The sequence below is a fragment of the Thermosynechococcus sp. NK55a genome, from assembly GCF_000505665.1.
Lineage (GTDB): Bacteria > Cyanobacteriota > Cyanobacteriia > Thermosynechococcales > Thermosynechococcaceae > Thermosynechococcus.
Genome location: NC_023033.1, coordinates 1,713,223 through 1,727,227, shown reverse-complemented (window position 1 = coordinate 1,727,227; position 14,005 = coordinate 1,713,223). Strand labels below are relative to the sequence as shown.

General features: G+C 53.9%; 14 protein-coding genes and 1 pseudogene. 10 read left to right on the top strand and 5 right to left on the bottom strand.

Going from position 1 to position 14,005, the window contains the following annotated elements; genetic code table 11:
* Positions 1 to 30 precede the first annotated feature (30 nt).
* The 4 genes from psbM to NK55_RS08390 all read left to right on the top strand — a co-directional run bounded on the left by psbM (position 31) and on the right by NK55_RS08390 (position 4,429).
* On the top strand, positions 31 to 141 hold the full coding sequence (psbM, locus tag NK55_RS08405) for a photosystem II reaction center protein PsbM (protein WP_011057887.1): 111 nt from the start codon (positions 31 to 33) through the stop codon (positions 139 to 141).
* Positions 142 to 219: 78 nt separating this feature from the next.
* Positions 220 to 1,338 carry an iron-containing alcohol dehydrogenase family protein gene (locus NK55_RS08400; protein WP_024125317.1) on the top strand — a complete coding sequence of 373 codons (1,119 nt, stop codon included), beginning with the start codon at positions 220 to 222 and terminating at the stop codon, positions 1,336 to 1,338.
* A complete protein-coding gene (locus NK55_RS08395; protein WP_024125316.1) occupies positions 1,339 to 2,535 on the top strand; it encodes an aspartate aminotransferase in 1,197 nt (398 codons plus the stop codon).
* Between the two features lie 16 nt (positions 2,536 to 2,551).
* Complete coding sequence (locus tag NK55_RS08390; protein ID WP_024125315.1) at positions 2,552 to 4,429, top strand: potassium transporter Kup; 1,878 nt, start codon at positions 2,552 to 2,554, stop codon at positions 4,427 to 4,429.
* Between the two features lie 19 nt (positions 4,430 to 4,448).
* Here NK55_RS08390 and NK55_RS08385 read toward each other — a convergent pair whose 3' ends face one another.
* Positions 4,449 to 5,714 (bottom strand): ABC transporter substrate-binding protein, encoded by a 1,266-nt coding sequence (locus NK55_RS08385; protein WP_024125314.1) that lies wholly within the window; start codon positions 5,712 to 5,714, stop codon positions 4,449 to 4,451.
* 11 nt (positions 5,715 to 5,725) lie between these two features.
* Positions 5,726 to 6,142 carry a large conductance mechanosensitive channel protein MscL gene (gene mscL / locus NK55_RS08380; RefSeq protein WP_024125313.1) on the bottom strand — a complete coding sequence of 139 codons (417 nt, stop codon included), beginning with the start codon at positions 6,140 to 6,142 and terminating at the stop codon, positions 5,726 to 5,728.
* Positions 6,143 to 6,391: 249 nt separating this feature from the next.
* Here mscL and NK55_RS08375 point away from each other — a divergent pair, with 249 nt between their 5' ends.
* From NK55_RS08375 to NK55_RS08360, 4 genes and pseudogenes are all read left to right on the top strand, one after another.
* Positions 6,392 to 7,357: a 30S ribosomal protein S1 gene (locus NK55_RS08375; protein ID WP_024125312.1), complete on the top strand. Its 966-nt coding sequence runs from the start codon at positions 6,392 to 6,394 to the stop codon at positions 7,355 to 7,357.
* Position 7,358: 1 nt separating this feature from the next.
* Positions 7,359 to 8,384, top strand: coding sequence for a 4-hydroxythreonine-4-phosphate dehydrogenase PdxA (gene pdxA, locus NK55_RS08370; protein ID WP_024125311.1), 1,026 nt, complete (start codon positions 7,359 to 7,361; stop codon positions 8,382 to 8,384).
* 85 nt (positions 8,385 to 8,469) lie between these two features.
* A pseudogene (locus tag NK55_RS08365) lies at positions 8,470 to 8,792 on the top strand (DUF1825 family protein).
* Positions 8,793 to 8,804: 12 nt separating this feature from the next.
* A complete protein-coding gene (locus tag NK55_RS08360) occupies positions 8,805 to 9,659 on the top strand; it encodes an aminotransferase class IV (protein WP_024125310.1) in 855 nt (284 codons plus the stop codon).
* On the opposite strand, the gene NK55_RS08355 is transcribed toward NK55_RS08360, so the two are convergent.
* Positions 9,656 to 10,777 (bottom strand): aldo/keto reductase, encoded by a 1,122-nt coding sequence (locus tag NK55_RS08355; RefSeq protein ID WP_024125309.1) that lies wholly within the window; start codon positions 10,775 to 10,777, stop codon positions 9,656 to 9,658. The two genes, NK55_RS08360 and NK55_RS08355, sit on opposite strands and share 4 nt — an antisense overlap.
* Position 10,778: 1 nt before the next feature.
* Complete coding sequence (locus tag NK55_RS08350) at positions 10,779 to 11,294, bottom strand: bifunctional nuclease family protein (protein ID WP_024125308.1); 516 nt, start codon at positions 11,292 to 11,294, stop codon at positions 10,779 to 10,781.
* A 269-nt stretch (positions 11,295 to 11,563) separates the two neighbouring features.
* On the opposite strand from NK55_RS08350, the gene wecB reads away from it, so the two are divergent.
* The gene (gene wecB / locus NK55_RS08345; protein ID WP_024125307.1) at positions 11,564 to 12,688 is read left to right on the top strand and encodes a non-hydrolyzing UDP-N-acetylglucosamine 2-epimerase; all 1,125 of its coding nucleotides are present in this window, start codon (positions 11,564 to 11,566) and stop codon (positions 12,686 to 12,688) included.
* Positions 12,689 to 12,723: 35 nt separating this feature from the next.
* The gene (locus NK55_RS08340) at positions 12,724 to 13,380 is read left to right on the top strand and encodes a diacylglycerol/polyprenol kinase family protein (protein WP_041429172.1); all 657 of its coding nucleotides are present in this window, start codon (positions 12,724 to 12,726) and stop codon (positions 13,378 to 13,380) included.
* Here NK55_RS08340 and NK55_RS08335 read toward each other — a convergent pair.
* Entirely contained in the window at positions 13,361 to 14,005 is a 645-nt protein-coding gene (locus tag NK55_RS08335) for an alpha/beta hydrolase (RefSeq protein WP_024125305.1), read from the bottom strand. The two genes, NK55_RS08340 and NK55_RS08335, sit on opposite strands and share 20 nt — an antisense overlap.

The window sequence follows — 14,005 nt, the reverse complement described above, 5'->3', positions numbered from 1 at the left end:
AATAAAATTCAGTGTTGTGGAACAGATACCATGGAAGTCAACCAACTCGGCTTGATTGCAACTGCCCTGTTTGTACTGGTGCCAAGCGTGTTTTTGATTATTTTGTACGTGCAAACGGAAAGTCAGCAGAAAAGTAGTTAAGATAGTGGAAAATCTCTATGGCAAGAGCGAAAACCGCTCTATGCTGCGAGAAATTCCTACAGTTTCTTTGTACAGCCTGTGACTGCTGCTTTTTCATCCCTTTGCATCGCGCCTACCCACATCTATCGCGGTTGGTCAATTTTCTCCCAAGCAGGGGAAGCCATTGCGCAATTGGGGCATCATCCCCTTTTAGTGGTTTCACCGCAGCGGTATCAGCAGCTTGAGCAGGAGTGGCAGGCGATCGCCCACTCCCATGATCTTACTTTCACCGTAGGAACATTCCATGGTGAGTGCAGCGAGTCTACCCTTGCCCAACTCCGCCAAGAGGCCCAAGGCAGCGATCTGATCATCGGCATTGGCGGTGGCAAAGCGCTGGATACCGCTAAGCTCTTGGGGCACCAACTTCACTTGCCCGTGGTGACCATCCCCACGTCGGCAGCCACCTGCGCCGCTTGGACAGCCCTTTCCAATGTTTATACAGAGGCCGGTGCTTTTGCCTATGATGTGGCACTCCACCGTTGCCCAGATCTGCTACTGTTGGACTACGCCCTGATTCAAACAGCTCCGAAGCGAACCCTGCTTGCCGGCATTGGTGATGCCCTTGCCAAGTGGTATGAGGCTTCGGTCAGTAGTGGCCACCGCCAAGAAACCCTGATTGTCGCTGCTGTACAGCAAGCTCGTGTATTGCGCGATATTCTCCTACAGCGGTCTGCCGAAGCCTTGAACAATCTGGGCAGTCCCGCTTGGGAAAATCTGGTTGATGCCAGTGTCCTGATGGCAGGAATGATCGGTGGATTGGGGGGTGCCCAATGCCGCACAGTAGCAGCCCATGCGATCCACAACGGTTTGACCCAACTGCCCCAAAGTCAGGGCACCCTCCACGGTGAAAAAGTGGCCTACGGTATTCTTGTCCAACTACGCTTGGAAGAGATTGTCCAAGGCAGTCAACTGGCCACAAGTGCTCGCCATCAACTTTGCCAGTTTTATGAACAGGTGGGTCTGCCCCTGAGTTTAGAGGATTTGGGCTTCCGAGAGGCCAGCTTGGCGCAACTCCAGCACGCCGCTACGGTTGCCTGTGCGCCCCATTCCGATATTCACTATCTGCCGTTTCCCGTGACGCCTGATCTAGTGCTAGAAGCAATGGTGTCCACCGTGGTCGGCTACAGCGCCAAAGTCTTGGATGGGAGTGCCCGCTAGATGGGATTAGAGTGGATTCAGCCGGCCGATCGCCTTGGGGCATTGCCGCCCTATGTTTTTGCTCGGCTTGATGAACTAAAGTTGAAGGCTCGGCAGCAGGGACTCGACCTCATTGACTTGGGCATGGGTAATCCGGATGGCTCAGCACCGCGGCCAGTGATTGAAGCGGCTATTGCTGCCTTTGAGGAACCCAGCTACCACGGTTATCCCCCCTTTGAAGGCACAGCGGTTTTCCGTCAGGCCATTACTCGCTGGTATCAGCGCCGCTACAATGTTTCCCTTGATCCCGAGGGTGAGGCCTTACCCCTTTTGGGATCAAAAGAGGGACTGACACACCTGGCCCTTGCCTACGTGAATCCAGGGGATGTCGTCCTCGTTCCTAGCCCGGCCTATCCTGCCCATTTTCGGGGGCCGGCGATCGCCGGTGCCAACATTTATCCCCTCATTCTCAAACGGGAAAAGGGTTGGCTCATTGATCTGAGTGAGATTCCCAGTGACATTGCCCGCCAAGCCAAGGTTTTGTACTTCAACTATCCCAGCAACCCCACGGCGGCGATCGCCCCCCGCTCTTTTTTTGAAGCAGTGGTTGCCTTTGCCCGCGAATACCAAATCCTTTTAGTACATGACCTTTGCTACGCCGAACTGGCCTTTGATGGCTATCAACCCACCAGCTTACTTGAAATCCCCGGTGCCAAGGAAATCGGTGTTGAGTTCCATACCCTCTCAAAAACCTATAACATGGCGGGCTGGCGGGTTGGGTTTGTCGTGGGCAACCGCCACATTATTCAGGGCTTGCGTACCCTGAAAACCAACTTGGACTATGGGGTTTTTTCAGTTTTACAGAAAGCTGCAGAGGTGGCCCTGAGCCTGCCCGATAGCTACATTGCCTCTGTGTGCGATCGCTATCGCCAGCGGCGGGATTTTCTGATTCAAGGCTTGAATGAACTGGGCTGGCAACTCACCCCAACCCAAGCAACCATGTATCTCTGGGTGCCCGTCCCCCTGGGCATGAGTTCAACAGATTTTGCCCTCAAGCTGCTTCAGGAAACGGGTATTGTTGTGACCCCCGGCAATGCCTTTGGCGAAGGCGGTGAAGGATACGTGCGGATCAGTCTCATTGCCGATCGCGATCGCCTAGGTGAAGCCCTTAAACGCATGGCTCAAGCGAATATCCGCTTCGATAGCTTAAGTCACTAACTCACCCCATCCAGCCATGACTAAAACGAATGCTGACCACCAACCCTCAAGGCTTCTTATTCTGGGTGCCCTCGGCGTCGTCTATGGCGATCTAGGGACAAGTCCCCTCTATGCCTTTGAAGAAACCTTTAATCCCCTCCACCTCCTAGCAGTTACCCCTGCCAATATCTACGGCATTCTCTCCTTGATCCTCTGGGCACTTGTCCTCATTCCAACCCTGAAATACGCAACCTTTGCCCTGCGTGCTGACAACGGTGGTGAAGGTGGCATTTTTCCCCTGATGGCCCTTGTCCTCTCGCGAATTCGCCTCAGTTCCCAATGGCGGCGCTGGGTAATCGTTTTCGGTCTGGTGGGCGCGGCCATGTTTTATGGAGATAGCACGATTACCCCTGCAATTAGTGTCCTCTCTGCGGTTGAAGGGTTAGAGGTACTCAGTCCTCAGCTTGGGGCTTGGACAGTTCCGCTAACGGTGGTGATTTTAGTGGGGTTGTTTTGGTTTCAACATCGGGGTACCACCCAAGTGGGGCAGGTCTTTGGCCCTATCATGTTCCTCTGGTTTACGACCCTAGGCATCCTTGGGGCAATCCACATCTTCGAGCAGCCCACGATTCTGAATGCCCTCAATCCTTGGTGGGGAGTACAACTGTTTTACGGCCATCCTGCCCAAGTGTTTTTCCTCTTGGGAGTGGTGATTTTGGCACTGACAGGTGCCGAGGCCATGTATGCCGATATGGGACACTTTGGCATCCAGCCCATTCGCTTGGCGTGGTATGGTCTGGTCTTTCCCGCCCTTGCCTTGAATTATCTGGGGCAGGGTGCTTTTATTCTCAAGCATCCAACAGCGACCCATAATCTCTTTTTCCAACTTGTACCTGAGTGGAGCGTATTGCCCCTAGTCATCCTCAGTACATTGGCCACCGTCATTGCGTCTCAAGCAGTGATTTCAGGCGCTTTTTCAATGACGGCGGCGGCCATCAAGTTAGGCTATCTGCCTCGCCTGCGCATTGATGCTACGGATGATCATCACCGTGGTCAGATTTATATTCCTGTAATCAACTGGTTGCTACTGGTTACGGTTCTGCTGTTGGTCATGACCTTTAGAAAGTCATCGGAACTTGCAGGTGCCTATGGTTTGGCGGTTAACTTAACCATGGTGGTTACAACCCTCTGCTTGATTCTGGTGGCGCGGCACCTATGGCGGTGGTCTATTGTGCAAATTGGCCTTGTTTGGGTCAGTATTTTAGTGATTGAAATTGCTTTCCTCATCGGCAACGCTCTCAAAATTCCCCACGGTGGCTGGTATCCCCTCGCTTTCGGCGGGGTTGTCTATATGCTCTTAGGAACGTGGCGACAAGGGCAGGTTCTGCTGCGTCAGCAACTCCTGCAAGCGAATGCTCGCTTTTCCCTCAAGGAGCTGCTCAGTCAAGGGGTTGCACGTGTGCCGGGGATTGCTGTTTTCTTCTCACCCGTTCCCCGCACGATTCCACTCAGCTTTATTCAAAACCTTCAGCACAACCATGTGTTGCATCAGCAGACGATCTTTATTCATTTAGCAACTGCGAATATACCCCATGTGCCCTTGGCAGAACAATTGGCCTATAGGGTCACCGATGTTGGTATTTATGAAATCATCCTTACCTCGGGGTTTCGCGATCGCCCGGATCTGCTACTTGCCCTTGAAACTTGCCAACATGCCCTCAATCTCCCCCTCAAGGGCCAGCCCATGAGTTTTTTCTTAGGCCGTCGGACCATCATCCCAACCCATTCCCCCGGCATGACCCACTGGCAAAAGGTTGTATTTGCTTGGCTATACCGCAATGCTGAGGATGCCATGACCTACTTCCGCCTGCCATCTGAACAGGTGGTGGAGCTTGGCATACAGGTAGAGATTTGATACGTGGGAACATTTATCCTCAACGGCTATTCCATGCGGTTTCTGCATCCTCGAGTGCCTGATCAATTGTCTTTTGTCCTAAGAGAACTGCCTGCAAATTCTCGTAGAGGAGTCGTTGTAGTTCTTTAATATCCCGCAGCGGGGGAATGAGAACCTCTGCTTGGCTCATTTGAGCAGCGCTGACGGATCGGGCAATGTCTACAGGAGTGGCCTTTTCGCCAATGGTACGAAAGTAGGGATCCGCTAAGGCTGCTTGTGTAGAAGGCAGGACATTTGCTTCCTTAGCAAAGGCAAGTTGGTTTTCATCATTGGTGACAAAGAGGGCAAATTCTACAGCCAGTTCAGGATGGCGACTCTGGCGGGGCACCAGTAAATTCATCACAGCAACATTTTTTTTGCCAGTCTCGCCCGTCAACTGGGGAGCGGGGGCTGAAACAGCTGCAATACCGGGGGCATTGGTGGCGATCGCGTTCAAAAATTCCGGACTGGTCATCAATAGAGCTGTTTGTCCCGATTGATACAGTTCAATGCCTTGGCGATGGCCTTCAGTGAGCACCTGCGGCGGCAAGAGTCCCTGACGATAGAGATCCAGCCAATACTGGAAAACAGCTTTGCCCGCGGGGGAATTAAAGGCAGCACGGCCTTGATCATCTACTAACTTCACCCCCATCTGCACCATGGCCTGCATCAGTTCGGCAGAGTCCTCGGGCACCATCGTGATAAAGAAGGCATATTTACCTGTTTTTTCCTTCACAGCTTTAGCCACCCTGGCCAGTTCTGCAAAGGTTTGGGGGGGGCGATCGACCCCAGCGGCGGCAAGAATCGCCTTGTTATAAATCGTTACCCGTGAGGTGAGGTACCACGGCACAGCAAAGCTCTTGCCCTCTAACGTCGTAGCCTGCCAGATATTCGGTAGATAACGCTCACGGACGGCGGGGGCTACATAGTCATTGAGATTTAGCCAAGCATTGCGTCCTGCCAACAACGCTGCAAAGTCGGGATTGAGGTTCACTACATCGGGAGCAGTGCCTGCCAACACCGCCATGAGAATTTTGGTCTGCATTGCCGTCCAAGGAATATCCACCCAGCGCACGTGGACAGCGGGATGTTGGGCTTCAAATTCCGCAATCAGGCGATTGAAGTAATCAGTAAATTTTGGTTGCAGTTGCATTGTCCAGAACTCAATCTGGGTGCCTTGGGGAGGCGGTGCTGTTCCGCAACTGGTTAGGATGCTCAACCATAGCCCCACCAATAGACCAGAGAACCAGCGTTGCCACCGTTGCATTGCCAGGACTCCTAAAGCGGTGGCAGTTCAGACGTGCAAGCACGACAGCGACTAGCCTTGAGGGGCACAGACTCTAAGCAGTAGGGACACTCCCGTTGTTCGGGTGCAGGGGTTTTCTTGGGTAGCAAGGGCAAAATCAGCTTCAGGAGAATAAACAGGCTCAGGGCAATCACCCCAAAGTCAAGTAAGCTGCCCAAAAACTTGCCAATTCTAAGCCCTGACCCGAGCGTGAGTTCGCGCCAGTCACCCCCAGGAATCAGAGGATTGACCAAGGGCATGATCAAGTCTTCCACAACGGAAGTGACTATGCGGCTAAAGGCACCGCCCACCACGACAGCGATCGCCAGATCAATAACATTCCCCTTCAAGGCAAATTCGCGGAACTCCTGCCAAAATTGCTTGACCTGTCGGCGGTTTAGTCGCGCCATGCCCACTCCTCAGTAATACACAAAAATTAACATTTATCTTCATCAATGACCAAAATTTTATCGATTCCGCTAGCCAACGGGCAAACTCTAGGCTAACATTGTAGATCCAGTCAGAAAGTGTTCGAGCGATCGCTGGTATGATTGCGTATGGCACCCACTTCTGCCCGCTTGACAACTCACTATACACCGCCACTTTCGTTAAAGGAGCTAGGAAAACACTCGCATGGTCAATCAGAAAAAACGTTAGACGTGGGCTTTACGCATGCTGATTTTGCAGCCTTACTGGACCGGTACGATTACCACTTCAATCCCGGCGACATTGTTGCTGGCACCGTCTTTAGCATCGAACCAAAGGGTGCCCTGATTGACATCGGTGCGAAAACCGCCGCCTATATCCCCATTCAAGAAATGTCTATCAACCGGATTGAGAGTCCGGAAGAGGTACTGCAACCCAACGAAACCCGCGAGTTTTTTATCCTGGCGGATGAAAACGAAGAGGGGCAGCTTACCCTCTCAATTCGCCGCATTGAGTACATGCGGGCTTGGGAGCGCGTTCGCCAACTCCAAGCCGAAGATGCCACTGTTCGCTCCCAGGTCTTTGCCACCAATCGTGGGGGTGCCCTTGTCCGCATTGAAGGGCTGCGGGGCTTTATTCCCGGTTCCCACATCAGCACTCGTGTCAACAAAGAGGAGTTGGTGGGTGAAGAACTCCCCCTGAAGTTTTTGGAGGTCGATGAAGAGCGCAACCGCCTCGTACTCAGCCACCGCCGTGCCCTTGTCGAGCGCAAGATGAACAAACTGGAGGTGGGCGAAGTGGTGGTTGGAACGGTGCGTGGGATTAAGCCCTACGGTGCCTTCATTGACATTGGTGGTGTCAGTGGTCTGCTGCACATTTCTGAGATTTCCCACGATCACATTGATACCCCCCACAGTGTTTTCAATGTCAATGATCAGGTCAAGGTGATGATTATTGACCTTGATGCTGAGCGGGGTCGGATTTCCCTTTCCACGAAGCAACTGGAGCCAGAACCCGGTGATATGGTGAAAAATCCCCAGTTGGTCTATGAAAAAGCTGAAGAGATGGCAGAGCGCTATCGGCAGCAGCTCCTGCAACAACAGCAGCAGGCCGCAGGAGAGACCCCTGAGGAAGGGATGGAAGACATTCCCGAAGCCACCGAAGACGATTCGGCTGCACCGATTCTTCAAGAAGCCTAGGATGTCCCTTGCCCTCACCCTTGGGGATCCAGCGGGTATTGGCCCAGAAATTCTCCTGAAAGCCCTAGCTCACCTGCCCTCAGAAATGTTAGGGCAGTTTTTTATTGCGGGTACAGGCCAAGTATTAGAGGAAACCTATGCTCGCCTATGTCAACAGGGACAGGTGGCCATTGATCCTGCTCAGCTTCAGATATGGGAGCATCCCCTCGACGAGGTGATTGTGCCGGGGCGTCCCAGTGTTGCCAGTGGGGCTGCTAGCTTTGCCTATCTCAAAACTGCCCTTCAGCGGGCGATCGCCGGCGAGGTGGCAGGAATTGTGACGGCACCGATTTCTAAGGCCAGCTGGCAAGCGGTCGGTTATACCTTTCCCGGTCAAACTGAAGTGCTGGCTCACTTTACAGGAACTGCCCATGTGGGCATGTTGTTCCTGGGGCGATCGCCTGTGACTCACTGGGTGCTGACTACTTTACTCGCGACTACCCACATCCCATTGCAAGCGGTGCCTAGGGCACTGACCCCCGAACGCCTCAATGAAAAGCTCGCGCTTCTTATCCAGTTTCTGAGGGAGCGGCGACATCTAGAGCGGCCTCGCATTGCCATTGCTGGATTGAATCCCCACAGCGGTGAGCAGGGACACCTAGGCCAAGAGGAAGTGACTTGGCTGATTCCATGGCTTGCAGCAGCCCAGCAGCAGTATCCCGAAGTTGAACTGATTGGTCCTGTGCCCCCCGATACCCTCTGGATTGGGGCTGCCGATGCGTGGTGGGGACGTCCTGCCCCAGCCCCCGCCTACGATGCCTACCTTGCTCTTTACCATGATCAGGGATTGATTCCGGTGAAGATGCTCGCCTTTCGGGAGGCAGTAAATACGACAATTGGCTTGCCTTTTATTCGCACGTCCCCAGATCACGGTACGGCCTTTGACATCGCGGGTACAGGGGTAGCAGACCCACAGAGTTTTTTGGCGGCGATCGCCTGGGCACAAGCTTTGAGCAAAGGATCGGTTTTCCCTCTCACGCCCGCCTAAAGTGCCTTTGATAGAATGCAACTAGATAACAAACCAAAGGGTCAAGCGTTGCCATTGTGGTTGTTGCTGTATCAGGCAGGGTCGTATGGGATTCTTTGATTCAGAAATTGTTCAACAGGAAGCACAACGTCTGTTTCAGGACTACCAGCAGTTGATGCAGCTTGGCTCCGAGTACGGCAAATTTGACCGTGAAGGTAAAAAATTTATATCGAGAAAATGGAAGAACTCATGGACCGCTACCGTATTTTTATGAAGCGGTTTGAGTTGTCCGATGACTTTATGGCGCAGATGACCATCAAACAACTGGAAACTCAACTGAGCCAGTTTGGGATGTCGCCCCAAAGTATGTTTGATCAAATGCATCAAACCCTTGAGCGCATGAAAGCCGAAGTGGAACGCCAACCCTAGGGGAGAGGGCAAGTGTTACTCTGCAATCTGGACGGGGTAATTACGCCGGAGGCTTCGATTTCTGTTTTTGATCGCGGATTTCTTTATGGTGACAGTGTTTACGAGGTTGTGCGGACCTACGGCGGGGTTCCCTTTGCCCTGCCAGAGCACCTAGCACGATTGCGCGCCTCAGCCGCCTATCTCTACATGACTGTGCCCTGGTCTGATGAGTACATTACCCAAGAAGTTCAACGCACGTTAGCGGCTGCCCCAACAGGAGAATACTACATTCGGATTGTGGTGACCCGTGGTGGCGATCGCCGCATTGGCCTATTGCCAGAACCGACCACCCAACCGCGGTTATTGATTGTGTTGATGGCGATCGCGCCCGAACCAACGTTGAGCGAACAGGGAATTCGCCTTGCCATCGCTAAGCGGCAACGCACAAGTACTGCTGCCCTTGATCCGGCAGCCAAAACGGGCAATTACCTCAACAATATCTTGGCCCTATTGGAGGCACAGCAGGCGGGTTTTGAGGACGCCCTGCTTCTCAATGCCCAAGGACAGATTACCGAGGCCACGACCAGTAACCTCTGGATTGTCCGTGATGGTGTCGTCGAGACACCCCCCACCGCCGTTGGCATACTCCATGGAATTACGCGAGCGACGCTGTTGCAGATCGTTGCAGACTTGGGTATTCCCCATCGGGAAGTGGTTCTTACTCCACAGGACCTAGCAGGAGCCAGTGAGGGCTTTCTCAGTTCCTCGGTGCGCCTTCTAATGCCGATTCGCCAAGTGAATGAGATGGTGTTTCCGGCTTGCCCGGGACCTGTGACCCAACAGCTATGGCGAGAATTATTAGCAGTGATGGAAAAGGCGGCGGCCTAGATCGTCTGCCAAAGGCGCGATCGCGAGGTGCCCTGCAACTGCTCATGGGTTTCCCGCAATAGCCGCGGAATCTCCAAGCGACTGGGACAGCGAGGCAAACAATCGCCACATTCAGTACAGCGATTGGCGGGCTGTCCCGCAAACCAATGGCCGGCCCGGCCAAACATCCCATAGCGATATTTGCCAAATTCCGTCATGTCGTAGGCAACGGCCAAGTTGCGAAGCCGCAATACTTCAGGGATGTGGATTTCCTCTGGGCAGGGCAGACAGGCATAGCATTGGTGACAGAGATCGCTGCCTAGGGCTGCCTGCATCGCCGCTTGTAGGCGATCGCCCACGGCTTGCTCTGCGGGACTCAGGGGATCGACCTGATCGGCCACCGCCAAGGGAAAGGCCAACTCGGCAACGGTGGCAGGCCCAATGCTCAAGGTGGTGATGGCAGGCTGGCTCAGCAACCAGCGATAGCTCCAATGGAGCGGGTGAAAAGGAGCACAGAGATCTTGGAGCCGTTGGGAAGGCTGGTAGAGCTTTCCCCCTTTGTCGGCTGGGGAAATGATGAAAATGCCTAGATTCCGCTCAGCAGCAGCAGCGATCGCTGGGGCATTGCGTTGCTGAAAGTAGGTGTAATGCAGATTCACAAAGTCAAATTGATTGCTGGCGATCGCCGGCAAAATCACAGACAACGATCCATGACTGGAAAAACCCAAAGCGCCAATTACCCCCTTTGCTTGCAATTGCCGCAGCATGGCCATCCCTTCACTGCTCAGCCACGCCAGATGCTCAGGGGTATTCACTCCATGGAGGGCGACACCGTCTAAGCGTGAGAGTTGGAGACGCTCAAGGGATTGCTCAATTTGTCGCTGGACATGATCTGCATCCCCTTGGGGCAATAGTTTGGTGGTGATAAAGACAGCGGGCTGCCCCAATGCCTTAAGGGCACGGCCAATGTAGGCTTCACTGGCACCGTAGGCGGCGGCGGTTTCAATATGGTTAATGCCGTGGGCGATCGCCTCCTCAATGACCGCCTGCATCACCTCTGGGCTGCCCAAGGCACGCATCGTTCCCAGGGAAAACACCGAGAGGTCTAACCCCGTGCGACCAAAACGGCGGTAACGCATCCTAGCCTGCGGAGGAATCCTCCTCCATTCCCCGCCCCTGCTGAATAAAATCTTCAGGGCGAATTGAATCTAAAAAGCGGCGAAAGGCTTGGCGTTCTTCCTCGTCTGCATCGCGATCGACGGGAATCGAGGCATCGGCAACCACTGCTTCCATCACCCAAATCGGGCAATCACAGCGCAGGGCCAGCGCGATCGCATCGCTAGGACGAGCATCAATGTCTTTACGCGTTTCTCCTTGGCGCAGCGTCAGCACCGCATAGTAGGTGTTGTCTTCGAGGGAGTGGATGACCACCCGCTCTAGGGTCATCTTCCATTCGTTGAGGATATTTGCCATCAGATCATGGGTCATCGGTCGCGGTGCCCGTTGATTTTCCAAGGCCATTAAAATTGCCCGCGCCTCACTATCACCAATCCAGATGGGGAGTGCTCGCCGTCCAGCACCGTCTTTGAGCAACACAATTGGTGTGCGGCGGTTAGTGGCATCGAGGGCAATCCCAGCAACAGTCATTTCAATCATGGCCACCTCAGCGAGCGCAATGGCGGTGCATTTCCTTCTATTATTAACATACAGTCCTTCTCACAAAGATGGCACACCCCCACCAGACTCCCTATGGGAGAAGTCATGGCGGGGCGACGCGAGACTCCACACCCTAGCAAAAGGCTGACAGACAACTGTCCATGAGCAGTGGCAACTAGAACTTTTTGACTTTTTGTTTTGACTTTTGGACACTTCCTTCTCGGTACACTAAAAGTACTGTTTTTACTATTTTTGGTATTTAGACGGCTATGATTGCTTCCCCAATCCCGATCTGCATTACGTTGGGTACGCGTCCGGAGGCAATCAAATTGGCACCGGTTATTCAAGTCTTGCAGCGATCGCCCCTGTTTGCCCCGTACGTTGTTCTCACTGGACAGCATCGCGAGATGGTGGATCAAGTGATGGCACTGTTTGACCTACGGGCAGATCGGGACTTAGCCATTATGCAGCCAAAGCAAACCCTGACTGAAATTACCTGCCGTGCCCTCCAAGGCCTTGAGCAACTCTACCAAGAACTCCTGCCCCGTCTTGTTTTGGTACAGGGGGATACGACAACGGCCTTTGCCGCTACCCTTGCCGCCTTTTATCAGCAAATCCCTGTCGGTCATGTGGAAGCGGGCTTACGCACTAACGATCTCTATCATCCCTATCCAGAAGAAGCCAACCGCCGTCTCATTTCCCAATTGGCGCAGTTGCATTTTGCCCCTACGGCACAAGCTGTCAAGAATCTTCAGGCCGCCGGGGTCACGGGTACCATTCACCTGACGGGCAATACTGTCATTGATGCTCTGCTGCAGGTGGCCGATCGCCAACCGGTGTGCCCTGTCCCCGGCCTTGACTGGGAACAATACCGTGTCCTCCTTGCCACCGTTCACCGTCGTGAAAACTGGGGTGCCCCCCTAGAAGACATTGCCAATGGCTTCCTGAGGATCTTAAACACCCTTCCCGATACTGCCTTACTCTTGCCCCTGCATCGCAATCCCACGGTGCGTGAACCCCTCAAAGCCTATTTGGGACACCATCCCCGTGTTTTTCTTACGGAGCCCTTGGACTATCCCACCCTGGTGGCGGCGATGAAGGGATCAACCCTCCTACTCACGGATTCCGGTGGCCTACAAGAGGAAGCCCCTAGTCTCGGCAAACCAGTACTGGTGTTGCGGGAAACCACTGAACGGCCGGAAGCGGTCACCGCTGGCACCGCTAAACTAGTGGGTACCTTTGCGGATAGGATTGCAGCAGCAGCAATTGAACTGCTGACGGATCCAGTGGCCTACAACCGTATGGCAACGGCGATTAATCCCTTTGGCGATGGTCATGCTAGCGATCGCATCCTTGAGATTGTGACCCAGTTTTTTGCCCAGCAGACCCAGTAGACAAAGTAAGGAGCAACCGTTCACTGAGGATAGCAATGACAATGTTCTGGGCAGGAATTTGGGTCACAGGTTGGCTGGGCTTGGTGCTGTTAATTGCAGAACTGATCCACGCTTGGTTTCCCAACGCCAAGGAATGGTCACGGAAAGTGGTTCACATTGGCGCAGGTCAAGTCATCCTGATTGCCTACGCCCTCGGGGTACCCACGAGTTGGGGAATTGTAGCCGCAGCAATCGCTGGTATAGTGACACTGCTGTCGTATCGCGTGCCGATCTTTCCCAGTATTAGTGGCGTGGGGCGACAAAGCTGGGGCACCTTTTTTTATGCGGTGAGTATTGGCACATTAATGGCGCTCTTTTGGAAGACGCTGCCGGAACTGGCGGTTCTGGGAATTTTAGTGATGGCTTGGGGCGATGGCTTGGCTGCCCTTGTGGGAATGAACTGGGGACGCCATCCCTTGCCGGTAACCAGTAAAAGCTGGGAAGGAACTCTGACAATGTTTTGGGTGAGTACTTTGGTCGCGGCCCTCTCCCTCATCCCCATTGCCGCTTTGGCGTCCCTCTGGATTGCCCCTTTAGTGGGTGTGGGTGCAACCCTCTTGGAACTGATTGCTTGGCGAGGGATTGATAATCTGACCGTTCCGATCGGTAGCGCTTTGCTTGCCTATGGGTTACTCAGTCTGAGTTCATTTTAGGCAGGGTCTTCTCGATAAACTGGCGAGCGATCGCGATCGCCTCCCCGTTAATTTCATGGGCCATCGGTAGGGCATGAAATGCTCCCTTCACTCCCGCAGTTTGCAGGGCCTGCCAACTGGCTTGGGCACTGGCAAAGGGCACCACAGGATCCGCTGTGCCATGGATCATCAGCACCGGCGGCGAGGTGGCTGTCACCCCTGGGGGCCGGACTAAATAGCCGCTAAAGACTAATAACCCCGCCAAGGGCAAGGTTAAGCCCACCGCCAATGTCAGGGCTCCCCCTTGGGAGAATCCCCCTAAAATTGTGCAATTGAGGTCAATGGGCAAGCTGGCAATCCACTCCCGCAGTGCCGCTTCGCTGGTGGCTAGATCCGTGGCTCGCTCATCGAGCAGTAATGAGCCACTGAGGGCATTGTGCTGACTCAGGTCATACCACATCCGCCCTTGAGTCACATAGGGATGGGGAAAGGGGGCTGCCGCTGCGTAGATTTGAGCGCGGGGAGCCAGCAACGGACCAAGGGAAATCAAGTCTGCGGCATTGGCCCCCCAACCGTGGAGCAACAGGAGGGTGTGATCTGCCGCGATCGGTGGATCGGGAAAGGCAAGAAATTCGAGGGTTGCCAT